The sequence below is a fragment of the Pseudomonas sp. S36 genome (assembly GCF_016647875.1).
GTDB classification, from domain to species: domain Bacteria; phylum Pseudomonadota; class Gammaproteobacteria; order Pseudomonadales; family Pseudomonadaceae; genus Aquipseudomonas; species Aquipseudomonas parafulva.
Window position 1 is genome coordinate 99,964 of record NZ_JACVVG010000004.1, and the last position, 24,391, is coordinate 124,354.

Annotated in this window: 20 protein-coding genes and 1 pseudogene; 5 read left to right on the plus strand and 16 right to left on the minus strand. The window is 65.2% G+C overall.

Features of this window, described 5'->3' with window-relative positions:
• Positions 1 to 122: 122 nt before the first annotated feature.
• Together IAE36_RS03480 and IAE36_RS03485 are read left to right on the plus strand one after the other, a co-directional pair.
• Entirely contained in the window at positions 123 to 3,053 is a 2,931-nt protein-coding gene (locus IAE36_RS03480; protein ID WP_201210213.1) for an aminotransferase, read from the plus strand.
• 116 nt (positions 3,054 to 3,169) lie between these two features.
• Complete coding sequence (locus IAE36_RS03485) at positions 3,170 to 4,075, plus strand: LysR family transcriptional regulator (protein WP_028632250.1); 906 nt, start codon at positions 3,170 to 3,172, stop codon at positions 4,073 to 4,075.
• A gap of 18 nt (positions 4,076 to 4,093) precedes the next feature.
• On the opposite strand, the gene IAE36_RS03490 is transcribed toward IAE36_RS03485, so the two are convergent.
• From IAE36_RS03490 to IAE36_RS03560, 16 genes and pseudogenes are all read right to left on the minus strand, one after another.
• On the minus strand, positions 4,094 to 4,789 hold the full coding sequence (locus tag IAE36_RS03490) for a response regulator (protein ID WP_201210214.1): 696 nt from the start codon (positions 4,787 to 4,789) through the stop codon (positions 4,094 to 4,096).
• Positions 4,786 to 7,440, minus strand: a complete 2,655-nt coding sequence (locus IAE36_RS03495; RefSeq protein WP_201210215.1) for a sensor histidine kinase — start codon at positions 7,438 to 7,440, stop codon at positions 4,786 to 4,788. The genes IAE36_RS03490 and IAE36_RS03495 overlap by 4 nt, the downstream gene beginning before the upstream one ends.
• 97 nt (positions 7,441 to 7,537) lie before the next feature.
• Positions 7,538 to 8,089, minus strand: a complete 552-nt coding sequence (gene kdpC, locus IAE36_RS03500; RefSeq protein WP_028632247.1) for a potassium-transporting ATPase subunit KdpC — start codon at positions 8,087 to 8,089, stop codon at positions 7,538 to 7,540.
• A gap of 10 nt (positions 8,090 to 8,099) precedes the next feature.
• Positions 8,100 to 10,154 carry a potassium-transporting ATPase subunit KdpB gene (gene kdpB / locus IAE36_RS03505; protein ID WP_201210216.1) on the minus strand — a complete coding sequence of 685 codons (2,055 nt, stop codon included), beginning with the start codon at positions 10,152 to 10,154 and terminating at the stop codon, positions 8,100 to 8,102.
• 9 nt (positions 10,155 to 10,163) lie between these two features.
• Positions 10,164 to 11,858 (minus strand): potassium-transporting ATPase subunit KdpA, encoded by a 1,695-nt coding sequence (kdpA, locus tag IAE36_RS03510; protein WP_201210217.1) that lies wholly within the window; start codon positions 11,856 to 11,858, stop codon positions 10,164 to 10,166.
• A gap of 9 nt (positions 11,859 to 11,867) precedes the next feature.
• Entirely contained in the window at positions 11,868 to 11,957 is a 90-nt protein-coding gene (gene kdpF, locus IAE36_RS03515) for a K(+)-transporting ATPase subunit F (RefSeq protein WP_033727914.1), read from the minus strand.
• Between the two features lie 281 nt (positions 11,958 to 12,238).
• A complete protein-coding gene (locus IAE36_RS23615) occupies positions 12,239 to 12,580 on the minus strand; it encodes a hypothetical protein (RefSeq protein WP_236408561.1) in 342 nt (113 codons plus the stop codon).
• 210 nt (positions 12,581 to 12,790) lie between these two features.
• A pseudogene (locus IAE36_RS23620) lies at positions 12,791 to 13,015 on the minus strand (RHS repeat-associated core domain-containing protein); the annotation flags it as partial.
• A gap of 105 nt (positions 13,016 to 13,120) precedes the next feature.
• Positions 13,121 to 14,164 (minus strand): AI-2E family transporter, encoded by a 1,044-nt coding sequence (locus IAE36_RS03525; protein WP_201210220.1) that lies wholly within the window; start codon positions 14,162 to 14,164, stop codon positions 13,121 to 13,123.
• Between the two features lie 12 nt (positions 14,165 to 14,176).
• Positions 14,177 to 14,971 carry a DUF4892 domain-containing protein gene (locus IAE36_RS03530; protein ID WP_201210222.1) on the minus strand — a complete coding sequence of 265 codons (795 nt, stop codon included), beginning with the start codon at positions 14,969 to 14,971 and terminating at the stop codon, positions 14,177 to 14,179.
• A gap of 109 nt (positions 14,972 to 15,080) precedes the next feature.
• Positions 15,081 to 15,935, minus strand: a complete 855-nt coding sequence (locus IAE36_RS03535; protein ID WP_201210224.1) for an alpha/beta hydrolase — start codon at positions 15,933 to 15,935, stop codon at positions 15,081 to 15,083.
• Positions 15,932 to 16,720 (minus strand): alpha/beta fold hydrolase, encoded by a 789-nt coding sequence (locus tag IAE36_RS03540; protein WP_201162970.1) that lies wholly within the window; start codon positions 16,718 to 16,720, stop codon positions 15,932 to 15,934. The genes IAE36_RS03535 and IAE36_RS03540 overlap by 4 nt, the downstream gene beginning before the upstream one ends.
• A gap of 92 nt (positions 16,721 to 16,812) precedes the next feature.
• On the minus strand, positions 16,813 to 17,196 hold the full coding sequence (locus tag IAE36_RS03545; protein ID WP_201210226.1) for a hypothetical protein: 384 nt from the start codon (positions 17,194 to 17,196) through the stop codon (positions 16,813 to 16,815).
• Between the two features lie 112 nt (positions 17,197 to 17,308).
• A complete protein-coding gene (sixA, locus tag IAE36_RS03550) occupies positions 17,309 to 17,767 on the minus strand; it encodes a phosphohistidine phosphatase SixA (RefSeq protein WP_060481488.1) in 459 nt (152 codons plus the stop codon).
• The gene (locus tag IAE36_RS03555) at positions 17,764 to 18,111 is read right to left on the minus strand and encodes a DUF4389 domain-containing protein (RefSeq protein WP_028632238.1); all 348 of its coding nucleotides are present in this window, start codon (positions 18,109 to 18,111) and stop codon (positions 17,764 to 17,766) included. Before IAE36_RS03555 ends, sixA begins: the two co-directional genes overlap by 4 nt.
• Positions 18,112 to 18,147: 36 nt before the next feature.
• Positions 18,148 to 19,173 carry an NAD(P)H-dependent glycerol-3-phosphate dehydrogenase gene (locus IAE36_RS03560; protein ID WP_028632237.1) on the minus strand — a complete coding sequence of 342 codons (1,026 nt, stop codon included), beginning with the start codon at positions 19,171 to 19,173 and terminating at the stop codon, positions 18,148 to 18,150.
• A gap of 181 nt (positions 19,174 to 19,354) precedes the next feature.
• Here IAE36_RS03560 and IAE36_RS03565 point away from each other — a divergent pair, with 181 nt between their 5' ends.
• The 3 genes from IAE36_RS03565 to IAE36_RS03575 are packed head-to-tail and all read left to right on the plus strand — an operon-like array spanning position 19,355 to position 24,287.
• Complete coding sequence (locus IAE36_RS03565; protein WP_201210228.1) at positions 19,355 to 21,469, plus strand: TonB-dependent receptor plug domain-containing protein; 2,115 nt, start codon at positions 19,355 to 19,357, stop codon at positions 21,467 to 21,469.
• On the plus strand, positions 21,469 to 22,359 hold the full coding sequence (locus tag IAE36_RS03570) for an ABC transporter substrate-binding protein (RefSeq protein WP_201210230.1): 891 nt from the start codon (positions 21,469 to 21,471) through the stop codon (positions 22,357 to 22,359). The genes IAE36_RS03565 and IAE36_RS03570 overlap by 1 nt, the downstream gene beginning before the upstream one ends.
• A complete protein-coding gene (locus IAE36_RS03575) occupies positions 22,356 to 24,287 on the plus strand; it encodes an ATP-binding protein (protein ID WP_201210237.1) in 1,932 nt (643 codons plus the stop codon). Before IAE36_RS03570 ends, IAE36_RS03575 begins: the two co-directional genes overlap by 4 nt.
• Positions 24,288 to 24,391 lie beyond the last annotated feature (104 nt).

Genomic DNA, 24,391 nt, shown 5'->3' on the forward strand with positions numbered 1-24,391 from the left:
GGTTGATCTCCGTCAAGCTATCGGGGCTGCTGCTTTTCAGAAAAACTGAAAATGATCGTCTTTCGTTGTCTGGCAAAAACCGCATAAATACGGGCTGCCTCCACCTCGATGACGGTAGCCCCATGCACAACTTTCCAGCTGACGCCTCTACACCCTTGATCGACCAACTGGCTGCGCGGGCCAGCCTGGCAAGCCCTGTGCTCGGTGCCAGCCAGGCAGCCACCCTGTTGCAAGCGCATTACGGCCTCTCGGGGGAACTGCAGGCGCTTGGCAGCCAGCAGGACTTCAACCTGCGCGTGGAAACGTCGCAAGGGCGCTACGTGCTGAAGGCCTGCCACGGCAGCTATGCTGAAACCGAACTGCAGGCGCAACATGCCGCGCTGGATCATCTGAAGGCCCAAGGCCTGCCCGTGCCTGCGGTGATCGCGGCACACAGCGGCGACACCCTGCTGGTAGTGAACGTCGGCGAGCAGCCGCTGCGCGTACGCTTGCTGGAGTATCTCGACGGCCAGCCGTTGACCCGTGTCGCCCACCTGTCACCGGACGTGGTGGGCCGCCTGGGCGCACTCTGTGCACAGGTCGACAGGGCGCTTGCCGGTTTCGACCACCCGGGGCTGGCCCGCACGCTCCAATGGGACCCCCGCCATGCCCGCACCCTGGTCAACCACTTGCTGCCGTTGATTGAAGACGCCGGCCAGCGCGCCCGGCTGCACGAAGCCGCCCGTGTGGCAGGCGAGCGCCTGGCGCCGCTGGTCGATCGGCTGCCTACGCAGGCTGTGCACCTGGACATCACCGATGACAATACCGTGTGGGCCCTCGACCCACAGCGTCAATGGCGGCTGCAGGGCGTGATCGATTTCGGCGACCTTATCCGCACCTGGCGCATCGCCGACCTGTCGGTCACCTGTTCTGCCCTGCTGCACCATGCCGACGGCGACCCGTTCATGATCCTGCCCGCAGTGAGCGCTTACCAGGCAGTCAACCCATTGACCGAGGCGGAGCTGTGCGCCCTGTGGCCGCTGGTGCTCAAGCGCGCCGCCGTGCTGGTGCTGAGCAGTGCCCAACAGCTGGCCGTCGACCCCGGCAACCAGTACACCCGTGACAATGTCGAGCATGAATGGGCCATCTTCGACACGGCCATGGCCGTGCCACTGGCCCTTATGGAAGCGGCCATCCTCCAGGCGGCGGGCCTGGAACCGAGGGGCCATGCGCTGGACGGCTGCCTGCCGTTGCTGCCTGGTTTGGCCGGGCAACCTGTTACCCGGCTCGACCTGGGGGTGCTCAGCGTCCACTGCCAAGCCGGTAACTGGGAGCAACCCGGTTTCGACCAGCGCCTGCTGGCCGCCCAGGCGGCGCCTGCATGCACGCTGCACGGGCAGTATCGCCTGTCCCAAACCCATATTGACCGCGCTGAGGCGCCCGCCACCTGCGCCTTGGGCGTGGAGCTGCACCTGGCGCCAGGCAGCCCGGTGCAGGCACCCCAGGCCGGCACCTGGGAGGCCCACGGTGACGGCGCCGGTTGCTTGCGCACTGCCCGCTGGAGCCTGTGGCTGTACGGGCTGAGCACAGGCCTGCTGGATGGGCAACGCGTGCATCAGGGCGAGCCCCTTGGCCAAACCGGTGACAGGCTGAGCGTACAGCTGTGCCTGGACAGCAGCCTGCGGCCGCCATTCTTCGCCACGCCCGCCCAAGCCCCGGCCTGGCTGGCATTATGCCCCTCGCCGGCAGCATTGCTGGGCGTTGACTGCGACGCCGATCCCCTGCCAGACCCACAGGCGCTGCTGGCGCGGCGCGATGCCAGCTTTGCCCGCTCGCAGAAACACTATTACGCCCAACCGCCACACATCGAGCGGGGCTGGCGCAATTACCTGATCGACATGCAAGGCCGCTCGTACCTGGACATGCTCAACAACGTGGCCGTGCTGGGCCATGGCCACCCGCGCATGGTGGCCGAGTCGGCGCGGCAATGGTCGTTGCTCAACACCAATTCACGCTTCCACTATGCGGCCATCACCGAGTTCTCGGAGCGGCTGCTCGACCTGGCGCCCGACGGCTTCGACCGGGTGTTCATGGTCAATAGCGGCACCGAGGCCAACGACCTGGCAATCCGCCTGGCCTGGGCCTACAGCGGTGGGCGCGACATGCTCAGTGTGCTGGAGGCCTATCATGGCTGGTCGGTGGCCACCGATGCCATTTCCACCTCCATCGCCGATAACCCCAAAGCCCTGGAAACCCGCCCCGCCTGGGTGCACCCGGTGGAAGCGCCGAACACCTTCCGCGGGCGCTTTCGCGGTGCCGACAGCGCCGCCGACTACCTGCGCGACGTGGACGCCAAGCTGGCCAGCCTTGACGCCAGCGGCCGGCAGTTGGCGGGCATCATCTGCGAGCCAGTTTACGGAAATGCCGGTGGCATCGCCTTGCCGGCCGGCTACCTGAAAGCCGCCTACGCCAGCGTGCGGGCCCGTGGCGGGGTGTGCATCGCCGATGAAGTGCAGGTGGGGTACGGCCGCCTGGGTGAGTATTTCTGGGGTTTCGAAGAGCAGGGCGTGGTGCCGGATATCATCACTATGGCCAAAGGCATGGGCAACGGCCAGCCCCTCGGCGTGGTGATCACCCGCCGCGAAATTGCCGAAGCCCTCGAGGCCGAGGGTTACTTCTTCTCTTCGGCCGGCGGCAGCCCGGTGAGTTGCCGCATCGGCATGGCGGTGCTGGATGTGATGGAAGATGAAGGCCTGTGGGACAACGCCCGCGACACAGGCCGCTACTTCAAGGCCAGGCTACAGGCGCTGGTAGACCGACACCCACTGGTGGGCGCTGCCCATGGCTCAGGCTTCTACCTTGGGCTTGAGCTGGTGCGTGACCGCCACACCCTGGAACCGGCCACGGAGGAAACCATGGTGTTGTGCAATCGCTTGCGTGACCTGGGTATTTTCATGCAGCCCACGGGGGATTACCTGAACATCCTCAAGATCAAGCCGCCGATGTGCACGACGCGGGCCAGCGTGGATTACTTTGTCGACAGCATTGACCGGGTGCTGGCTGAAGGGGTGTGATGGTTGGGTGTTCGCCTTGAAGCAGTTGGCGCTTGCAAGCTCGAGCGCCGAAGTGCTTTTTCATGCTGCATCCCCTACCCTCCAAGCCCCGCGTCTGTGCTTTCAAGGTAACCACCATGGCCTTCACCAGCGACTCCCTGGCAATTTTCCTGGCAGTGCTGGAAGCGGGCTCCTTTTCAGCCGCGGCACGCAAGCTGGGGCGGGTGCCATCGGCTGTCAGCATGGCGATCGCTCAGCTGGAGGCCGAGCTGGACCTTGCGCTGTTCGACCGCACCACGCGCAAGGCCCTGCCCACCAGCGCCGCGTTGGCGCTGGAGCCGCAGGCCAGGCAGGTAATCTGCCAGCTGAACCTGCTGGATGCCCAGGCGCTGCAGCTGCACAAGGGCCTGGAAAAACGCCTCACCATCGCCATGGCCCCCGAGTTGCAAACCGGCGCCTGGAGCCAGCCGCTGCAGGCCCTGGCGCAGGAGTTTCCCAGCCTGGAAGTGGAGATCCGCTCCGCCACCCAGACCGAGGCCATCCGCCTGCTGCACGACGGCAGTGTACAACTGGCCCTGGTGTTCGAAAGGCCTGGCATCGACGAGCGCGAATCCTTCCTGGAAGCAGGCAGCCAGTTGCTGGTGGCCGTGGCTTCACCGCGCCATCCCGCAGGGCAGAACGGCGGCATGCCCCTGCCTGAAGAGGCCTTTGCCGAGCAGCGGCAGATCATCGTGGCATCCGGCAAGGCCACAGGCTCCGACCCGCGCATGGTGCTGTCACGGCGTATCTGGCTGACCGACAGTTACCTGGCCACGCTGGACCTGGTGCAGTCGGGGCTGGGCTGGGCTTACCTGCCGCAGCCACTGGTCGAACCGCTGATCGCCTCTGGCGCGCTGGCCGAAGTGCGCTTCGACAACATGGCCAGCCGGTTGCGCCTGTGGGTAGACATCATCTGGGTCAAACCGCGCCCGCTGGGGCTCGGTGCCCGGCGCTACCTGGAGATCATGCGCAAACTGTTCGAACAGGAGCCGCCCAGGGCATGAAGCCCCTTGCCGGCCGGCTCAACCCGCCGGCGCCACCAGCCGATAGCCCACCCCGGGTTCGGTGATGATGTAGCGCGGCGCAGTCGGGTCGTCGCCAAGCTTTTGCCGCAGATGCCCGACCACGATGCGCAGGTAGTGGGTATCGTCCACATGGGTGGGGCCCCAGATATCCTTCAACAGTTGCTGCTGGGTAATTACACGGCCTGGGTGGCGGGCCAGCTGCGCCAGCAGCGCATATTCCTTGCGCGTAAGGGCCACCTCGGCCCCATCGAGGGTGACACGGCGAAACGCGAGGTCCACGGTCAGCGGCCCAAGGCGCAGTGCAACCTCGGCGCCCTCTGCTTGCGGCACCTGGCGCAACAGCGCCCGCACCCGCGCCAGAAACTCCTGGATGCCGAACGGCTTGGTCACGTAATCGTTGGCGCCACCGTCCAGGGCATCCACCTTCTGCAGTTCGCTGGCGCGCACCGACAACACCATCACCGGCACCGCACTCCATTCACGCAGCTCGCGCAGCACGTGCTGGCCGTCCATATCTGGCAGCCCCAGGTCGAGCACCACCAGGTCAGGCTTGCCCAAGGCGGCCTCGGCCAGGCCCTGGGCGCCGGTGGCCGCCTCGAGCACCTTGTAGCCCTGGGATGCCAGGCTGATGCGCAGGAACTTGCGAATCTGCGGTTCGTCATCAATGACCAGCAAGGTGGCGGTTTGGCTCATGGCATTTCACTTTCGCTTTCAGGTTGGACGGGGAGCGGCAAGCATAAGGTGATGCAGGTGCCCTTACCATCAATGCCGTCGTCGACCAGAATCTGCCCCCCATGCGCTCCGATCATGCCCAGGCAGATCGCCAGGCCCAGCCCGGTGCCCTGCCCGCCCCGGTCGCCACGGGCGGCGGTGTAGAACATGTCGAAGATCTTCGCCCGGTCAGCCAGGGGAATGCCGGGCCCTTCGTCGCTGACGGCCATGCGCAATTGCGGGTGGTGCACGGTTACCTGCAACTGCAAACGGCCTGCAGGCGGCGAAAAGCGCGCGGCGTTTTCCAGCACGTTGACCAGTGCCTGCTCGATCAGCGCGGCGTGCACGAACAGCAGCGGCAATTGCGCAGGCACGTCAGTGTGCACCTGCAAGGGCGCCAGCACTGCACGCAGGCGCTGCAAGGCACTGCCGACAATGTCGGCCGGGGCTACCCAGTCACGGGCCAGCTTGAGGCTGCCGTGGCCCAGGCGGGTCATGTCCAGCAGGTTCTGGATGTAGCGGTCCAGGCGTTCCGCCTCGTTGCGGGTGCCCTCCAACAGCTCGCGGCGGTCGCTCACCGGGATCGCTTCGCCCAGTGCCAACAGGCTGTCGATACTGCCGCGCATGGCCGTCAGCGGCGTACGCAGGTCATGGGACACCGATGCCAGCAAGGCACTGCGCAGTTGCTCGGTTTCACCTTGCAGGCGCGCCGCCTCCAGCTGTTCGGCCAGGTCCGCGCGGGCCAGGGCCTGGGCCAAGGGTTGCCCCAACGCCCGCAGCAGGCGCCGGTGCGGGTCGCCCAGGGGCTGGCCGGAGCGCAGGCAAACGCCCAGCAGCGCCAGGGGGGCTTCATCGACCACCAATGGCCACCACCACCAGCGGCCATCCGGCAGCGTATCACTGCCGCGGCCTGCCGCCTGGCAATGCTGCCAGGCCCACTGCGCCGCCGCCTGTTCAGTGGCGCTGAAGCGCGGCACCTCGCCACTGGCCACCTGCAACTGGCCCTCGGCATCGCGCTGTAGCAGGCAAACCTGCAAGCCTTGCTGGCCATCGAGGTACTGGCTGGCCGCAGTGAGCACCGCCTGCCGGTCGGTTGCCACCGTCAGCCGGCGTGACAGGTCGAGCAACTGACTGGTTTGCGCCTGGGTTTCACGCAGGGCCTGCAACTGGCGGCGCTGACGGGCCGCCAGGTTGCCGGTGAGTGCAGCCATCAGCAGGAAGAACACCAAGGTCAGCACGTCTTCTTCGCGCTGGATGCTCAACGAGAAATTCGGCGGGATGAACAGAAAGTCGTAGGCCAGAAACGACAACAGCGCGCACGCCAACGCAGGGCCCAGGCTGCTGCGCACTGCCACCAGCAGCACTGCCGCCAGAAATACCAGCGATATGTTGGGCAACGCCAGCACGCTGGCAACCGCCCAGGCCAGGCCGGCTGCCGTGACCGTAGCCAACAGCGCCAGCACGTAATGACGCCAAACCCAAACCTGCCGCACCACTGGCCGTGGTGCCGGGCGCTGCGCGTCACGGGCCAGTACGTTGACCTCCAGGCCGTGGCTGGCACGCAGCAGCCGCGTGGCCACGCCCGCCCCGAACAGCCGCCGGCGCAGGCGCTGTCGGGTCTGCCCCACCAGCACCAGGCTGGCGCGCCGCTCGGCCGCGTGCTGAATCAACGTGTGCGCCACCTCCCCTGCCCGCAGCACCACCACCTCGCCGCCCAGGCGCTCGGCCAGCTGCTGCGCCGCTTGCAGGCGCTGGCGGCCTGCTTCGTCACGTACCCCGCCGTTGTCCACATGCACCAGGCTCCACGGCAGGTGCCGGCGCTGCGCCACACGACTGGCATGACGCACCAGCCGCTCAGCCTGATCGTCACCGTCAACGCCCACCAGCAAACGCCCACGCAAGGCCGGCGCCGCCTCACCGCGCTGTCGGTAACCTTGGGCAACATCCACGTCCACCTGGGCCGCTGCGGCCTGCATGGCCAGTTCCCGCAGGGCGTTGAGGTTGCTCGGCGAGAAGAATGCATCCACCGCCGCCCGCGCCTGTTCTGGCACGTAGACCTTGCCGGCACGCAGGCGCTCCAGCAGCTCGCGGGGCGGCAGGTCGATCAGCAGCAGTTCGAAGGCATCCTGCAGCACCCAGTCCGGTACGGTTTCGCGGACCCGCACGCCGGTAATGTCCTGCACCTTGTCATTGAGGCTCTCGAGGTGCTGGACATTGAGGGTGGTGTACACATCGATACCAGCGGCCAGCAGTTCCTGCACATCCTGCCAGCGTTTGGCATGGCGGCTGCCGGGGGCGTTGGTGTGGGCCAGCTCGTCGACCAGTACCAGGCCGGCTGCGCCCTGAAGCACGCCATCAAGGTCCATCTCCTCCAGGGTGACGCCGCGGTACTCGCTGCGCAGCAGGGGTTGCTGTTTCAAGCCCGCCAGCAGCGCCTCGGTTTCGGCGCGCCCGTGGGTTTCCACCACTGCCGCCAGCACCGCCTGGCCCTGGCGCTGGCGGGCGTGGGCGTCCTTGAGCATGGCGAAGGTCTTGCCGACACCGGGGGCAGCGCCGAGAAACACCTTCAAGCGGCCCCGGCCGGTACGCGGGAGCGTGGCCAGCAGGGCGTCGGCGCGGGCGGAATCGCTCATGTTTCGGTCCTTGGGTTCTGCTTGGGTGAGGTGCGTCGTTCGGGCCTGCTGGGCACGCCGTCGCGAGCTGCGCGCGTGCCTGCCATTGTCTCGACGGCTAGTCGCTCAGGCGTGCCAATGCTTGGTTGAGCGCCAGCACATTGACCACCGGCGGGCCAATCAACGGGTGCAGGGTGGCCTGTTCCAGCAGGCCTTGCAAGCGCGCCGGGGGCAGGTTTCGCGCTGCTGCCACGCGCGGGATCTGGTAGGCCACAGCCTCTGGCGGCAGGTGCGGGTCCAGGCCGCTGCCAGAGGTTGTGAGCAGCGCCAGCGGTACCGGCCCGAGTTGCGCCTGGTACAGCTGCGCAGCGTCGCCCTTCACCCGCTCGGCCAGGGCCGGGTTGCCCGGCGACAGGTTGCTGGCCGCACTGGCGACGGTGGCATAGGCACCTGCCGAAGGCCGCGAATGGAACCACGCATCGCCCGTGAACGCCTGGGCAATCAACGCCGAGCCGCGCACCTGGCCCTGCTCGTCACGCACCAGGCTGCCGTTGGCCTGGGTGGGGAACACAAGCTGGGCAATACCGGTCACGGCCAGGGGGTACAGCGCACCCGTCAACAGGGTCATCAACAGCACCAGGCTCAAGGCCGGGCGTAGGTAAGCATTCATGTTGGCCTCCTCAGACCAGGTGCAAGGCGTTGAGCAGCAAGTCGATCAGCTTGATCCCCGCGAACGGCACGACGATGCCGCCCAGCCCGTAGATCAGCAGGTTGCGCCGCAGCAGCTGCGCGGCGCTGGCGGCCTGCACCCGCACCCCGCGCAGCGCCAGCGGGATGAGCACCACGATGATCAGTGCGTTGAACACGATGGCAGACAGAATCGCGCTCTGCGGGCTGGCCAGGTGCATCAGGTTCAGCGCCCCCAGTTGCGGGTAGATGGCGGCAAACAACGCCGGCAGGATGGCGAAGTACTTGGCCACATCGTTGGCAATGGAAAAGGTGGTGAGTGCGCCACGGGTCACCAGCAGCGCCTTGCCCACCTGCACCACGTCCAGCAGCTTGGTGGGGTCGCTGTCCAGGTCGACCATGTTGGCGGCCTCGCGAGCAGCCTGGGTGCCATCATTCATGGCCATGCCTACGTCCGCCTGGGCCAGCGCTGGGGCGTCGTTGGCCCCGTCGCCGCACATCGCGACCAGGCGCCCGTCGTTCTGCTCCTGGCGAATGCGGGCCAGCTTCTTCTCGGGCGTTGCTTCGGCCAGTACGTCGTCAACCCCCGCCTCAGCGGCGATGGCAGCGGCCGTCAGGGGGTTGTCACCGGTCACCATCACGGTGCGGATACCCAACTTGCGCAATTCGGCAAAACGCTCGCGGATACCCGGCTTGACCACGTCCTTGAGGTGGATCACCCCCAGCAGGCGCTTGTCGACACATACCAGCAATGGCGTGCCACCGCTTTGGGCAATGCGTTCTATCTCGCGGGCCAGCGCGGCTGGCACGTCCAGGCGCTGCATGCCAACGAAGGCCAGCACCGCGTCCACCGCGCCCTTGCGGTAGCGGCGCGGGCCCACATCAATGCCCGACAGCCGCGTCTGCGCGGTGAATGCCACCGGCTCGAACTGGCCAGCAGCTGGCTCGACGAAGCCGTGCAGCTGGCGCAGGTATTCCACGATCGATTTGCCTTCGGCCGTGTCATCGGCCAGCGACGCCAGCAAGGCGCCCTCCCCCAGCTCGCGCGGGGTAATGCCAGGTGCCGCATGCAAGGCACTGCAGCGGCGGTTGCCGAAGGTGATGGTGCCCGTCTTGTCGAGCATCAGCGTGTGCACGTCGCCGGCCGCCTCCACCGCGCGTCCCGAGCGGGCGATGACGTTCAGGCGTACCAGGCGGTCCATGCCGGCGATGCCGATGGCGGAGAGCAGCCCGCCGATGGTGGTGGGGATCAGCGTGACCAGCAATGCGGCCAGGAAAATCAGCGGCAGGCTGCCACCGACGAAGTGGGCGAACGGCTGCAAGGTCACCACCACGATCAGAAATACCAGGGTGAGCCCGATCAGCAGAATATCCAGGGCAATCTCGTTCGGGGTTTTCTGCCGGCGGGCGCCTTCGACCAAGGCCACCATGCGGTCCAGGGTCGATTCACCGGGGTTGCTGACGATGCGGATCACCAGCCAGTCAGACACCAACCGTGTGTTGCCGGTAACCGCCGAGCGATCCCCGCCCGACTCACGAATCACCGGGGCGGACTCACCGGTAATGGCGGCCTCGTTGACGGCGGCGATGCCTTCGATGACCTCGCCGTCGCCGGGGATCATCTCGCCAGCCTCCACCCGTACCACATCGCCTTTGCGCAGCGCACTGGCGGCGACCGTCTCGTAGCTGCCATCGCCCAGGCGCCGCCGGGCAGCCAGGCCTTGGCTGCCTGCCTTGAGGCTGTCGGCGCGGGCCCTGCCGCGGCCTTCGGCCAAGGCTTCGGCGAAATTGGCGAACAGCACGGTAAACCACAGCCACAGCGCGATCTGCACGGCGACGCCCGTGCTCACCCCGCTGTCGGGTGTCAGGCACAACAGCGTGGTCAACAGCGCAGTGATGGCCACCACCAGCATGACCGGGGAGCGCTTGAGCTGGCGCGGGTCGAGCTTGATGAACGCCTGCACCAGGGCCGGGCGCCACAGGGCAGCCAGGCGGGTCTGGTCGACGGAGGCGTGCCGGGCCTTCACTTCAGGAATGGGCATGTTCATGGTGAGTCCTCAGTAGACCTGGCTCAGGTGTTCGGCGACCGGCCCAAGGGCCAGTGTGGGCAGGAAAGTCAGCCCCCCTACCAGCAGGATGGTCAGCAGCAGCAGGCCGGTGAACAGCGGCCCATGGGTCGGGAAACTGTTAAGCCCCTGCGCAGCGCTGCGCTTCGCCGCCAGGCTACCGGCCAGCGCCAGCACCGGGAGGATGTAGCCGAAGCGCCCGATCAGCATCGCCAGCACGATCATCAGGTTGTGGAACACGGTGTTGGCGCCAAACCCGGCGAACGCCGAACCGTTGTTGGCAGCACCCGAGGTATAGGCATACAGCAGTTGGCTGAAGCCGTGGGGCCCTGGGTTGCTGATGGCCGCTGCAGGGCCTGGCAGGCTGGCAGCGATGGCCCCGAGCACCAGCACGCCGACCGGCATCACCAGCAGGGTCGCCACCAGCAGTTGCACCTCACGGGCCTGCAGTTTCTTGCCCAGGTATTCGGGTGTGCGGCCAATCATCAGCCCGGCCAGAAACACCGCGATCAACACGAACAGCAGCATGCCGTAAAGGCCCGCCCCCACCCCGCCGAAGATCACCTCACCGACCATCATGTTGATCATGGCGACCATGCCGGTCAGTGGGTTGAGGCTGTCGTGCATGGCATTGACCGAACCATTGGAAGCGGCCGTGGTGGTAGCCGTCCACAGCACCGAGCCCGTTACGCCGAAGCGGCTTTCCTTGCCCTCCAGCGGTGCGGTCTGCTGCACCTGGCTGCTTTGCAGGGCCGGGTTGGGCTGGTGTTCGGACCACAGCGCGGTGGCGCCACCGATCAGGAACAGGGCCAGCATGCAGGCCAGAATCGCGCGGCTCTGGCGCAGGTCTTTTACGTAGTGGCCGAAGGTGAATACCAAGGCCACCGGGATGACGATGATCGCGCCTACCTCCAGCAGGTTGCTCAACGCCGTGGGGTTCTCGAACGGGTGCGCCGAGTTGACGCCGAAGAAGCCACCGCCGTTGGTGCCCAGCTGCTTGATGGCGATCTGGCTGGCAGCAGGGCCCAGCGGGATGACCTGTTCGGCACCTTGCAGGGTCAAGGCATGGGCATAGTCGGTGAAGGTTTGCGGTACGCCCTGCCACACCAGCAGCAGTGCCAGCACCAGGCACAGGGGTAACAGGCCGTACAGCGTGGCACGGGTCAGGTCGACCCAGAAATTACCCAACGTGGCCGACGTGCGCCGTGCAATGCCGCGGCACAGGGCAACCAGCACTGCCAGGCCTGTGGCGGCGCTGACGAAGTTCTGCACGGTCAGCCCGAGCATCTGGCTCAGGTAGCTGACGGAAGCCTCCCCGCTGTAGGCCTGCCAGTTGGTGTTGGTCACGAAGCTCACGGCCGTGTTGAGTGCCAGTGACCATTCCTGCCCTGGCAGGTGCTGGGGGTTCAGGGGCAAATGGCCTTGCAGCAACAAAACCCCGAACAGCAGCACGAACCCGGCCAGGTTGAACGCCAGAAGGGCCAGCGCATAGTGCCGCCAGCCCTGCTCATGCCCTGGCGACACCCCTGCCAGCCGGTAGCACGCCCGTTCGACCGGGCCCAGCACGGGGGTGAGCCAGGTGCGCTGGCCTTCCATGACGTTGTAGTAGAAGCGCCCGAGCCAGGGTGCAGGTAACAGGACGATGGCAAAAAATGCCAGCAGCAACGCGATGTCGTAACTGTGCATGGGCGCCACCTAGCTGCGGTCGGCGCACAACAGCGCCACCAGCAGGTAAACCGCCAATGCCACTGCCAGCAGCAGTGACAACCCGTCGAGTACGTTCATGAATGGTTCTCCCCTTGGTGCGGCAGTGGCCGCTTTGGGGGAATTGTCCGGTTCAGACGCGTAAAGGGGCGAGATCGCTCAGGGAGGGTTGGTATAAAGAATGCGTAAAATTCTCACCGGTGTTGACCGCGGCTAGAGCGAAGGCTGTCCTGCCCAGCTTACTAATGTAAGCGCCGTGACGGTCAAGCTCCATCTGATGATAACCGTAAAAATGGCATCCCGTCGCGTGACGAAGCACGAGAACAGCGCGGGAGCAAAGATGCGGCGAGCGTCGCGGGAACCTATGTACCAGTCTTCCGGACTCGCCTGATGGCTGAGGCTATGTTGGAACGAGCCCCATCAAGCTGTCTGTACGTTTTCGTATCCCCGTTAGGAAGACCATTCAGGAACTTTCTTATCTGCTCCATATAATAACCATTTTCCAAGCGCACTGGCTGATCGGTTACTAGGCTGTCGAGAACAGCACCTCGAAGCTCCTGACTATCCTTAACAGATAAACCGATCATTCTCTTGTTGCTGGATTCGTACTGACGCAGTTCAACTCGCTGCTCGGGGGTAATGGACAGCACGCCATCGTTTTTTGCGAAACCATTAGGGGCTAATCTGTCGTAGTGACGACCCATGCGATCTTTATCTATCGCTCTCCTGTCCAGCTTAGCTATGTGTCGCTTCTGCTCTTCTGCCTTAAGGCGCTGATAGGACGGCGGATATGTGCTTGGTTCACGTACTAGAAGGGGTGGTTGAACAGTGGGCGGATTTGGCCTATCCAACCAGGCAACAGACAGCCGAGGTGGACCTGGAAATTTTGGTACCGGGCCCCGGCCACTGGGATCTACCAAATTCACGGGGTCATTTTCGCAATATGCATAGCTGTTCAAACCACCTTGGCCGAATGGGCTTAAATGGTCAGGCGAAATGAACCGCATGAGCGCCGCTTCATACCCCCTGTGGCCGTTTCCCAGCAAATAAAAAGGACCTGACTGGATCTGCCCGTTGAAGCCGAGAACAGAGCGCAAATGCGTCAAACAGTGGAGATATCCATAAGCCGTAAAATACATTCTTATGTCTCGTCATTGACTGGAAGATCTCAACTTTATGTGAACTGCGCGCGTACCGATACTGCCAAAAATGATAGGCAAACAACCACTCCCCTGCCTCTTCGGCTATCTACCTGATTCCGTGTTGCGGCTCCAGTCCAGCAGCAGGCTGTAGCCCACCGCCAGCAATGTCGGCCCGATGAATAGCCCAATGAAGCCAAAGGCCAACAGCCCGCCGAAAACGCCCAGCAGCACGATGACCAAGGGCAGGTCGCCACCGCGGCTGATCAGGTAGGGCTTGAGCACGTTGTCCACGCCGCTGATGACGAAGGTGCCCCAGATGCTCATGAACACGGCCATGCCGTAATCCCCCTTCCACACCAGCCAGCCGGTGACCGGAATCCAGGCCAGCGGCGGGCCCATGGGGATCAGGCTGAGCATGAAGGTAACCAGGCCCAGCACGATGGCGCCGGGCACACCCGCAATCAGGAAGCCGATCATGGCCAGCAGGCCCTGCGCCGCGGCAGTGCCGATCACCCCGTTGACCACCCGTTGCACGGTGCCGGCGACCAGGTTGAGGTAATACTCGGCACGTTCGCCCATCAGCCGGTGCAGCAGGCGCAGCACGAACGCCGACAACCGTGGGCCGTCACGGTAGAAGAAAAACACGAATACCAGGCTGAGGGTGAGCTCCAGCACCCCGCTGCCGATCTGCGCGCTGCGGGCCAGCAACCAGTTGCCCACCTGCCCCAGGTAAGGCTTGACCGACGCCAGCAGTGCAGCGCCCTGCTGGTCCAGGGACTGCCACCCACTCACCAGCCGTTCACCGACGAAAGGCAGGCTGCCTACCCAGGCGGGGGCGTCTGGCAGGCCATCGACCTGCACATCCCGCACGAATGCCGTGGCGTCACGAATGTGGTCGGCCAGGTTGAAGCCCAGCCATACCAGCGGCAGGGCCACGATAAGAATCCAGGCGGTGGTCAGCAGGCTGGCTGCCAGGGTTTCTCGACCGCCCAATGCGCGGGTGAGCAGGCGCATCACCGGCCAACTGGCGAAGGCCAGGATGGCGCCCCACAACAGGGCCGAGATGAAAGGCGCCATGACCCACAGGCCAGCGCCCAGCAGTGCCAGCAGCAGGATCTGGACCAGCAGGCGGTCGTTGTTAAGCATGGTGTTGCTCGTTCAGCGGATCAGTTCGAGGTGCAGGCCATCGGTTGGCGCATCACCCGTTTCAAGGCGCGCACTGCGTACCCCGGCCTTTATCAGTGCCTGGCGCCAGTCTTCGGCCTTGGCACCGCTGAGGCTTGCCCGCAGCGTGCTGTCGAGGTTCAGGCTACGCGCCAACAGGGTGGCCCAGTCAGCGTTGGGCGCTGCCAGGTCCGGGTAGTCGAGCTTGCCGGTGTCGCGCATTTCGCGCAGTACGGTGGCGGCGGTGGGCAACAGATCGCCAAGCGGGCTGGCTGCGACGAATTCTTCGACATGCAGGTAGGCACGGCGGTTGCCGCGGGTGACGCTGTACAGCGCGACCAGGGTGTCGGCTTGCTCTGCGGAGCGGCGCAGCAGGATAAATGCCTGCTGCTCGTCACCCCCATTGAGGCGGGCATTGGCGAACACGTCGTTGGCCCAGATGCTGGCCTCGCCACAATCGCGGCCCTGGCACCAGAACAGCGGGTAGCCGCCCGCCTGCTGCAGGGCCTCGCGGGCACTGGTGAACGCTTCGCGGGCGGTGCGTTCGACCGGCAGTTCGTAGGTAACCGAACTGACCTGGCCACGGCTTTCGACCTTGTTTTCAACCCGCAGGCGGCCACTGATCTTGCGCAGCGGGCCCATGGGGTAAATGCGCTCCTGCTCCACCGATGGCCGCTGGTCGACCACCTTGGCATCTACCGGCACCGGCAGGCTGCTGGCCCACAGCAGCGGGCTGGCCAGCGCAAGGCCGGCCGCCAAGGCGCAACGCAGGGCAATGGGCGCGCTCATTGGCGAACCACGCGGCGCGCGGCGCCGAGGTGAAGCATGTGGATGTCTGGCAGCTGCATGGTTGTCTCCCTGATCAACCCGCCAAGCCTCGACACTTGTCCGGTGCAAGTCAAGCAAAGCCAAAGAAGCGATTGAAACAGTCTGCGACAAGCTGCGCCCCCTGCTCATCGTTCAGGTGCAGGTGATGGCCACCGGGCAGTGTCACCTGCTCGAAGGGTAGCTGCTCCAGCAGCCCGGTGTTGCGTGCCAGCATGCCACTCTGCGCAACCACCAGCCGCGCCGGGCAACTGACCCGCATCACGTAGGCCATCGCCTGGGCTTCGCTGAGGCGCACCGGCGACGGCAGGGTCAAGCGGCTGTCACTGCGCCAGCTGTACCCCCCCGGCACCGGCATCAGGCCCCTCTGTGCGAGCAGCTCGGCGGCCTCGCGGCTGACGGCCACCATGCCTTTCATCCTGGCGTGCACGCCTTGCTCCTGGGTGGCATACACCGACTTGCGCTTGCCATCGAGCCGCAGTTGCGCCTGCAACGCCATGCCCAGTCGCTCGGCGGCATCCTGTTCACCGCCGGTGGGCGGGATTACGCCGTCGATCAGGGCAAGGTGGCTGACCCGGTCGGGCAAGGCAGCGGCCAGTTGCACGCAGATGATGGCCCCCAGCGAATGCCCAAGCAGCGCGAACCGCTGCCAACCCAGCTGCTCAGCCACCCGCAGCACGTCATGGGCGTAGTCTGCCAGCGCATAACCGGCACCCGGGGGGCGATGCTGCGAGTACCCATGGCCTGCCAGGTCCAGCGCCACGATGCGCAGGCCCTTCAGCCGTGGGGCCAGGTGCGCGAAGCTGTTGGCGTTGTCCAGCCACCCATGCAGGGCAATGACCGGCAGGCCGTCCTCGGGGCCGAACAAATGGGCGGCCAGCTCGATATGGCCGAGGCTCAGGCGAACCTCTTCCACCGCCGCGCTCATGCCTGCCCCCAGCGGTCGAATAGCCCCTTCAACAGGCTGGCGGTGTCGGCGGGCCGCTCGAGCGGGAACATGTGCCCACCTGGCACGCTGTGAAACTCCCCCCGCGGCATGCCACGCACGGTGAAGGTATGGTGGCGGCGGATGACGTCGCTGCGCTCACCGCACACCATCGCCAGCGGCACCTGCAGCTGGCGAGCAGGCGCCGGGCTGGTATGGGGGATACTGCGGTAGATGCTGATTTCGGTGGCGGGGTCAAAGCGCAACTGCAGTTTCTGCTGCTGCTCAAGAAGCCCGTGCTCGATGTACGCGTCCAGGCACTCCGGGTCAAACTGGCGGAACAGCGATTTGCCGGCGAAATACTGCCGCGCGCTGTCCCGGTCATCGAACTCCGAACGGCGGCCCAGCGTACGCCCTGCGGGGGTGATGCGGTCGATGAACCCCAACCGCTTGGCGATGCGCAGCAGCCACTGATCGGCACGGGTAAGCACGGGTGAGTCAAGCATGACCACACCGCGGTACAGGTCGGGCCGGCGCAGGGCCGCGTGCAGGTGCAAAACGCCCCCCAGCGAGTGGCCCACCCCCCACACCGGTTGCGGTTGCAACGCCAGGTGATGCAACAGCTCGTCCACCAGGTTCTGCCAGTTGTCATCCACCGGAAAGCGCGGGTCGTGGCCATGCTGGGGCAAGTGCTGCACATGGTAGTCCGGCGCCAGGGCAGCGAACAGCTTGCCGTAGGTGGCCGATGGAAAGCCGTTGGCGTGGGCGAAGAAGATCGGCTGCGACATGGCGCGTATCCGGGCGATGGGTGATGGCCCATTGTCGGCACCCGCGCACGTTCAGGCAACGTTCGGATAGGTCATCGGCAAGGGCAATCAGGTCACGCCGAGCGGTCGAAGCTCGCCAGCGAGCGGCGCAGGCAAGCCTGAATGCAGGCCTGCTGGCTTTCCAGCGCCTCGCGGGCCAGGCGCTGTTCGGCGGCGTCGAGCCCCAGCCGACGCAGTGCTAGGCAGCTGATCTGCAGCAAATGGGCAACATGCAGGCAGGCCTCCTGCAGGGCCCGCAGGTCAGCTTCGATAAGCTCGCGGGTCGCAGGTTCCAGGCTGGCGGCGCTGACCTTGCGCATCAGCTGGTAGAACCTGGCATCGGCCACCTCCCGCAGCAGGCTATGCTGGGCAAAATCAAGCGCAACGCCCTGCTCTACCTTGGCCACGGTGGACTGCAGGTCCAGCGAATTCAACAACTCCCAGATATCGCCTGTCATGCAAGCCGCCTTGAGCGCGAAATGTGCGGCCAAGCTAGCAACAGGCCAGCACTCGGGGCAACTGACAGAAATGCCAGTTGCCGACTCAAGAACGTTCACCCATGGCGCCCGCTCACGCAGGCGAATGGATGCCCTTGAGCGTCATCAGCCCGGCCAGTGGCCAGTCGCCTTCCAGTTCAGCCAGGCTGGCTGTGCTCATGGCCGCGGGACGCTGGTGAGCCCCCTGCTCGAGCATCGTCACCAGGTGGCCGACCAGGGGCTGGTGGCTGACCAGCAACACATGCTGCAAGCCCAGCTGCTCGATTTCGCCGATCACCTGCTGCACGTCGCTTTCAGGGGTCAGCCAAGGCACGGTGCGGACCGGTTCGGTGAAGCCGAGGGTGCCGTGCACCAGCGCAGCAGTTTGCTGGGCCCGTACATACGGGCTGGCGATTATTGCCTGCAAGGGTTTGCCCAACAGGCGTGCGGCGCTGTGCAGCACCTGCTCGCGGCCATGGGCCGTCAGGCGCCGTTCGGCATCCGTGTTGGCCCGTGGTTCGGCTTCGCCGTGGCGCAATACCCACAGGTTCACAGCTTCGGTTCCTCATCGCGAACCGGGTGCGGGGCCGGCGGCACGCTGTGCGCGGCCTCGCCTTCGGGGGCACGCGGGGCTGGCCAGTCAGCGAACGGCCAGGGCTTCTGGTCGGTGTGGAAAGTGCCGAAACGGCCGATCTGGGCCAGGAACTGGCTGAGGCTGTCGCCGAAATTCATCAGGCTGGCGCTGGGGGCACCATAGATCAGGCGATAGACCAGCTGCACCAGCACCAGGCCACCGAGCAGCAGCTCGGCCAGTTGCCACACCACTGCAAACACCAGCATCCACACCACCCGCAGGATGATGGACTCGCGCTGGGCGCGTTCGGGGGTATCGTTCATGTTTCGCTCCTTGCTGCGACGAAAGCCACCTGCGGCTCAGTTGAAGCCGCTGATGGAAATGAAATCGACATCGGTCTTGGGCTCGGCGCGCATCAGGTGCTCGATGACCTGATCCAGCGTACGGCCTTCGAACAGAATGGCGTGCAGGCCCGCCACCAGCGGCATGTAGATTTGCGCCTGCTGGGCCTTGGCCTTGAGCACCTTGAGGGTGTTCACGCCCTCGGCCACTTCGCCCAGGCGGTTGACCGCCTCTTCAAGGCTAAGGCCCTGGCCCAGGGCATGGCCAACCTGGTAATTACGGCTTTTGGGCGAGGAACAAGTGACGATCAGGTCACCGACACCCGCGAGCCCGAGGAAAGTCATGGGGTTGGCACCCTGGCTTACCGCAAAACGGGTCATCTCGGCCAGGGCGCGGGTAATCAGCATGCTCTTGGTGTTCTCGCCCATGCCCAGGGCCACCGCCATGCCGGCGATGATGGCGTAGACGTTCTTCAGCGCCCCGCCCAGTTCGACGCCAAACCGGTCGCCACTGGCGTAGACCCGGAAGGTACGCCCGTGCAGCACCTCCTGTACCTGCTGGCACAGCAGCTCGTCTTCACTGGCCACTACCGTTGCGGTCAACGCATGCTCGGCGATTTCCCGGGCCAAATTCGGGCCGGACAGCACGCCGATACGTGCCTGAGGGGCGATTTCTTCGACGATCTGGCTCATCAGCTTGAACGTCTGCGCCTCGATGCCTTTGGTCAGGCTGACCAGGCCCTTGCCGCTGAGCAGCTCGGCATGGGGGGCCAGCACGCTGCGCAAGGCGCTGGACGGCAGTGCGACGAAGATCAGGTCGCAGGCCTGCAACGTAGCCAGCAGGTCATTGACCGGTTCAACGCCGTCCTGCAGGCGAATGCCCTTGAGGTAGCGCGGGTTCTCGCGGTTGGCGCGCATGGCCTCGGCCTGGGCCGGGTCGCGCATCCACTGGCGCACCGGCACGCCATTTTCCGCCAGCAGGTTTGCCACGGCGGTGCCGAAGCTGCCGCCCCCCAGAACTGCAACAGGTTGCTGTTCAGTCATATCCAATCCGTTAAAGCCAAAAAGTAAGTGGCGACGGGCGCATTATACGGCTCGCCAGGCCCGCGCCAAGGCGGGTGGCGATAATCCCACAACCGGCGTACAACCCGGCGCAGATCACTGGCAAAACGCCAAAGGTCAGTTACCATGCCTGTTTAATTCAACTCTGATACAAGGCCGCTCCGTGTTCCCTGGCTCGCCCCCGTACCCGCACCTGCTCGTACTGACCGCCCTCTTCGGTGCGCCAGCCGTGGCCGACGACCTGTTCATCGACAATACCGACCTGCCACAGGTTCTGACCGCGACGCGGCTGAAACAATCCCCCGCGGCGGTGCCAGGCAGCATGACCGTGCTGGACAGCGAACTGATCCGCGCCAGTGGTGCACGGGATATCCCCGAACTGCTGCGCCTGGTCCCGGGCATGATGGTGGGTTACGGCGCGGGCAACCAGCCCACGGTCAACTACCACGGCAGCAACGCCAACGAGGCGCGCCGCATGCAGGTGCTGATCGACGGGCGTTCGGTGTACCGGGCCGGGCTGGCCACGGTGGACTGGAGCGATATACCGCTGGCCATGGAAGACATCGAGCGCATCGAGGTGTTCCGCGGGCCCAACACCGTCAGCTATGGCGCCAATGCACTGATGGCCGTGGTCAACATTCTCACCCGCAACCCGGCAGACAGCCATGGCACGCGCCTGAAAATGACCCGTGGCCAGAACGGTATCAATGATTTCTATGCCAGCCACGGCTTCGGCTGGGACGGCGGCGACATGCGCGTGTCGCTGTCGGGGCAGCAGGATGACGGCTTCGACCACAACCAGTTCGGCCAGGATTACCGGGACAGCCGCCGCGCCACCCGCTTCAACCTCAGCGCCAGCCACACCCTGGCGCCCGACCAGACCCTGGAATGGCAACTGGCAGCCAAGGAGGGCAGTAACCAGCGGCCCTATACGTACCAGCCCGTGTTCCCCTACGTCACCCAGCGCGGCGACAATGCCGATGTCGACGCCAAGGACTACGCAGGGTCAGTCCGCTGGAACATCGACTTCAACCCGGACCACAGCCTGTACGTTCAAGGCTCGGCGCAGCACTTCGACCGCCAGCAGGTCTGGCGGGCGTGCGATGCGGCGTTGTCGTTCAGCCCCGAGCTCACGCGCCTGTGGCAGCTCAACCCCAACTACGCCGAGCAGGTGGCCCGTGGCGCCAACAACCCGCCCCCCAGCAGCAACCCGCAGGAGCAGGCGTTGGTCGAGGCCATCAAGGCGCAGTGGCAAACCGGCGGTGGCAAGAATGTGGTCTGCGGCGACGTCGACCAGAGCACCCGCGAAACCCGCTACGACCTGGAAATCCAGGACACCCTGAGCCTGACCGACAACCTGCGCCTGCTCAGTGGCATGAACTACCGGTATGATCGTGCCGACTCCCAGACCTACTTCAACGGCAGCGTCGATGACCAGACCTGGCGCCTGTTCGGGCAACTGGAATGGCGCGCCGACGAGCACTGGATCGTGCAGGGTGGCGCCATGCTGGAGGACTCGCGCCTGTCTGGCAGCTCGCTTACGCCGCGGGTGGCGGTCAATTACCTGATCACCCCGCGCCACGGCCTGCGGGCGGTGTACTCGGAGGCGGTGCGCTCGCCGGACATGTTCGAGAACAACGTCAACTGGAGCTACACAGTCACCAACCTCAGCCCGTATGCCTTTGGCCAGCAGCGCGGCCAGTACTTCGTCAAGACGCGCGGGCCTGGCGACCTGGAGCAGGAGCGCATGCGCTCACGCGAGGTGGGCTACAACGGCTACTTCAGCGATATCGACCTGAGCATGGATGTGAAGCTGTTCTACGACGAGATCACCGGGATGATCAGCGAGCCGCTGAAGAATAACCAGTACATCGCCAGCAATGCCAACCGCGCCCGCTTCAGCGGTAGCGAGGCGCAGCTTGACTGGCGCCCTACCCTGCGCGACCGGCTGCGGCTGACCTATGCCCATGTGGACGCCTGGGCCAGCAACCCGGATGACCGCCGCCTGAGTGCGCACAACAGCGGGTCGGCTGGCTGGATGAGGAACTGGGGCGATGGCTGGTCCAGTGCGGTGTTCTACTATGGCGACGATGCGCTCAACCAATACCGTTACGAACGCCTGGACCTGCGCCTGGCCAAGCGCTGGCGGGTCTACGGCAACAGCCTCGAGCTGGCCGCACTGTGGCAACAGCGTCTGGACGACGAGCCGACCACCGCCGTGCAGAACCGCTACGACAGCCGCCATCGGCTGAGCGTGAGCGCGGAGCTGGAGTTCTGATGGCCCTGCTGCTGCGCCTGATGCTGCTGTGTCTATGGCCAATGGGGCCATTGTCCGCCGGCGAAATCCTGCTGGTCGGGGCCCAGGACCAGCCGGGTATCCGCAGTTTCATTGCGGCCCTGGAAAGCCGCCGCCCCCATGACCACGTGCACTTTCAGTCGGCCACCGACCTGCCGCGCCCAGGCAGCCTGAAGCCGGATCAGCGCCTGGTACTGCTGGATAACGATGCACTGGAATGGCGCTTGTCGGAGAGCGCCGGCCCGCCGGCACTGGCGATGCGCGTAGGGCGGGTACAGGTTGAACAGCGCCTGGGAAAGTCCCGCCCCGGGTTTCTCACCTTGCTGTGGAGCGACCCGCCGCTGGGCCGGCAACTGCGCCTGGCCCATTACCTGTTACCGCAGGCCCAGCGCGTTGGGGTGCTCTACGGTGAACACAGCCGCTTTTTGCTTGACGAACTGCGTCAGGCTGCCGGCCCTTTGGGGCTGGAGATCGTCGCCCAGGCGTGGCCAGACCCGCTCGACAGCCGCCCGCTTCAACACGTGCTGGCCAACAGTGATGTGCTGTTGGGGCTCGACGACCCTGACCTGTATAACTCCAAGACCGCGAAAAACCTGCTGTTGAGCAGCTACGGCCGGCAAATGGCACTGATTGGCCCGAACGCCGCATTCGTGCGCGCCGGCGCCCTGGCCAGCACCTACAGCGACCAGGACGACTGGATCGCGGTACTGGACCACCTGCTCGACCAAGCGCCTGCACGGTGGCCGCGCAGCCTGTACCCCCACCGGTTTGGGGTCAGCGGCAACCAGCAGGTGGCACGCGCCCTCGGCCTTGAACCCATCGACGTCAACGTTGCCGCCAAGGCGCTGGCCGAAGGAGCCCCCACGCCATGAGCAAACGCCTGAGCTGGGACATCCACACCCGCACCCAGATCATCAGCCTCGGCCCTGCCCTGTTGCTGACCCTGCTGCTGATCAGTTTCTTCACGTTCGTGCGCATCCAGGACTTGCGCCAGGAGCTCAACCACACCGGCCAACTGATCGCCAACCAGTTGGCACCGGCGTCGGAGTACGGGGTGATTTCGGGTAACAACGAAGTGCTCGAAAGCCTCATGCGCGCCACCCTGACCATCCCGCACGTGCGCTTTCTGGAAGTGCAGGACAGCCGTAACCATATCCTGGTCTACGTTGAGCAGTCGGACGAAAGCATCAACCGCGCGCAGCGGGTGGAAGTGTTCCAGGCGCCCATCCGCCTGCAGCAAATCCGCTTGGAGAACGACTTCCTGCAGCAAGGCCCGAGCGCTGCACCGGCCATTGGGGATGACTACCTTGGCCGGGTGATCGTTGGCATGTCGGACGATGCCTTCAGCCAGCGCCAGCAGGAAATCGTCATAAAGGCGGCTGTACTGGCCCTGTTCGCCCTGCTGTTCACCTTCCTGCTGGCCCGGCGCCTGGCGCTGAACCTGGCCAAGCCGATCAGTGACATGGGCCATGCGGTGAAAGCCATTCAGCAGGGGCAGTACGACACACCTGTGCCGGTGGTGGATGACAGCGAACTCGGCCACCTGGCCCGCCACATCAACAACCTGGCCCACGCCTTGGAACAAGCCAGCGCCGAGCAGAAACAGGCCATCGCCGAGCTGATCCAGGCACGGGAAGAAGCCGAGCAGGCCAACCGCGCCAAGTCGGACTTCCTGGCCATGATGAGCCACGAACTGCGCACGCCCATGAACGGCGTACTGGGCATGCTGCAACTGCTCGAAACCACCCCGCTGAGCAACGAGCAGGCCGACTACACGGCGGTGGCCAGCGAATCCACCGGGCACCTGCTCAAGGTCATCAACGATATTCTCGATTTCTCTCGGATCGAGCGCGACGCGCTGCAACTGGAGCACATCGATTTCAACCTCGGCGAACTCATCAGCAGTTGCGTGCAGTCATTCCAGCACACTGCCCAGCAACGAGGCCTGGGCCTGCAACTGGAACTGGCAGCCGATACGGCGCAGTTGCAGGTGAACGGTGACCCTACGCGCATCCGCCAGATCCTGCTGAACCTGATTGGCAACGCGCTGAAGTTTACCGAACATGGCCATGTGCAGGTGCAGGCGCGCTGGCAAGCCCTGGATGACCAGCTGATCTGGCTTACCTGTGACGTACGCGACACCGGTATCGGCATCGACAGCGAACGCCTCGAACTGATGTTCGTGGCGTTCCAGCAGGCCGACAGCTCGATCTCGCGCCGTTACGGCGGCACCGGGCTGGGCTTGTCCATCGCCCGAACGCTGGCCGAACGCATGGGTGGCAACCTGCGTGGCCAGAGCGGCGAGGGCCGCGGGTCCACCTTTACCCTGGAGATGCCCCTCACCCTCACGACGCGGCCTGAGGCAACGGCGGCAGCACCCGAACGAGGCCAACAGCAGTGGGGTGAAGGGCGCCAGGTGCTGCTGGTCGAGGACAACCTGGTCAACCAGAGCGTCACCGAGGCCATGCTGCGCAGCCTGGGCCTGGACGTAAGCACGGCCGACGACGGTCAACAAGCCGTCGCCCAGGTAGAACAGCAACGGTTCGATGCGATCCTGATGGATTGCGGCCTGCCGTTCATGGACGGTTTCGAGGCTACCCGCCGTATCCGCCTGCTGCCCAACGGCAAAGCCCTACCGATCATCGCCCTCACGGCCAATGCGCTACAGGGCGACCGCGAGCGATGCCTGGCTGCGGGCATGGACGATTACCTGAGCAAACCCTTGCGCCGCAGTGAACTGCAGCAGGTGTTGCAGCGTTGGCTGCCGGGGGAGGCAACCGCGACTGGCGATAAATGCTAAAGTGCGGCAGTCTTAAAGACTGGACAGGACGTTCTTCGGACCTGAAAATAGACGTTTCAGTGCACACCTGTACTTCTTTCGACAGGCGCACTGTGACTTTCACC

What these genes read in the sequence shown, in the direction of transcription:
- IAE36_RS03480 (WP_201210213.1), top strand. Translation starts at nt 123, where the DNA reads ATGCACAACTTTCCAGCTGACGCCTCTACACCCTTGATCGACCAACTG.
- IAE36_RS03485 (WP_028632250.1), top strand. Translation starts at nt 3,170, where the DNA reads ATGGCCTTCACCAGCGACTCCCTGGCAATTTTCCTGGCAGTGCTGGAA.
- IAE36_RS03490 (WP_201210214.1), bottom strand. Translation starts at nt 4,789, where the DNA reads ATGAGCCAAACCGCCACCTTGCTGGTCATTGATGACGAACCGCAGATT.
- IAE36_RS03495 (WP_201210215.1), bottom strand. Translation starts at nt 7,440, where the DNA reads ATGAGCGATTCCGCCCGCGCCGACGCCCTGCTGGCCACGCTCCCGCGT.
- kdpC (WP_028632247.1), bottom strand. Translation starts at nt 8,089, where the DNA reads ATGAATGCTTACCTACGCCCGGCCTTGAGCCTGGTGCTGTTGATGACC.
- kdpB (WP_201210216.1), bottom strand. Translation starts at nt 10,154, where the DNA reads ATGAACATGCCCATTCCTGAAGTGAAGGCCCGGCACGCCTCCGTCGAC.
- kdpA (WP_201210217.1), bottom strand. Translation starts at nt 11,858, where the DNA reads ATGCACAGTTACGACATCGCGTTGCTGCTGGCATTTTTTGCCATCGTC.
- kdpF (WP_033727914.1), bottom strand. Translation starts at nt 11,957, where the DNA reads ATGAACGTACTCGACGGGTTGTCACTGCTGCTGGCAGTGGCATTGGCG.
- IAE36_RS23615 (WP_236408561.1), bottom strand. Translation starts at nt 12,580, where the DNA reads ATGGGTCGTCACTACGACAGATTAGCCCCTAATGGTTTCGCAAAAAAC.
- IAE36_RS03525 (WP_201210220.1), bottom strand. Translation starts at nt 14,164, where the DNA reads ATGCTTAACAACGACCGCCTGCTGGTCCAGATCCTGCTGCTGGCACTG.
- IAE36_RS03530 (WP_201210222.1), bottom strand. Translation starts at nt 14,971, where the DNA reads ATGAGCGCGCCCATTGCCCTGCGTTGCGCCTTGGCGGCCGGCCTTGCG.
- IAE36_RS03535 (WP_201210224.1), bottom strand. Translation starts at nt 15,935, where the DNA reads ATGAGCGCGGCGGTGGAAGAGGTTCGCCTGAGCCTCGGCCATATCGAG.
- IAE36_RS03540 (WP_201162970.1), bottom strand. Translation starts at nt 16,720, where the DNA reads ATGTCGCAGCCGATCTTCTTCGCCCACGCCAACGGCTTTCCATCGGCC.
- IAE36_RS03545 (WP_201210226.1), bottom strand. Translation starts at nt 17,196, where the DNA reads ATGACAGGCGATATCTGGGAGTTGTTGAATTCGCTGGACCTGCAGTCC.
- IAE36_RS03555 (WP_028632238.1), bottom strand. Translation starts at nt 18,111, where the DNA reads ATGAACGATACCCCCGAACGCGCCCAGCGCGAGTCCATCATCCTGCGG.
- IAE36_RS03560 (WP_028632237.1), bottom strand. Translation starts at nt 19,173, where the DNA reads ATGACTGAACAGCAACCTGTTGCAGTTCTGGGGGGCGGCAGCTTCGGC.
- IAE36_RS03570 (WP_201210230.1), top strand. Translation starts at nt 21,469, where the DNA reads ATGGCCCTGCTGCTGCGCCTGATGCTGCTGTGTCTATGGCCAATGGGG.
- IAE36_RS03575 (WP_201210237.1), top strand. Translation starts at nt 22,356, where the DNA reads ATGAGCAAACGCCTGAGCTGGGACATCCACACCCGCACCCAGATCATC.